This window comes from Corallococcus sp. CA041A (genome assembly GCF_003612075.1).
Classification (GTDB): Bacteria; Myxococcota; Myxococcia; order Myxococcales; family Myxococcaceae; genus Corallococcus; species Corallococcus exiguus.
In genome coordinates this window covers 1-243 of sequence record NZ_RAWF01000794.1, presented here as the reverse complement: position 1 = coordinate 243, position 243 = coordinate 1, and the positions used below count along the sequence as shown (strand labels likewise).

At 70.0% G+C, this 243-nt stretch carries 1 protein-coding gene; it reads right to left on the bottom strand.

Going from position 1 to position 243, the window contains the following annotated elements; translation table 11 throughout:
• A partial coding sequence (locus D7V77_RS43100) for an amino acid adenylation domain-containing protein (protein ID WP_147452413.1) occupies positions 1-243 on the bottom strand: 243 nt, incomplete at both ends.

The window sequence follows — 243 nt, the reverse complement described above, 5'->3', positions numbered from 1 at the left end:
GGACGAAGGCCGCGGGCACCATGTACTCGGGCAGGTGCTGCTTGAGGTGCGCGCGCAGGGCCGTGACATCAAGGGCGTCGCCGACGACATAGGCCACCAACCGCTTGTCGCCCGGGGCATCCTCGCGCGCGAGGACGACGGCGTCCTTCACGGAGGGGGCTGCGCGTAGGGCGTTCTCGACTTCGCCCAGCTCGATGCGGAAGCCGCGCACCTTCACCTGCGCGTCGATGCGGCCGACGAAGT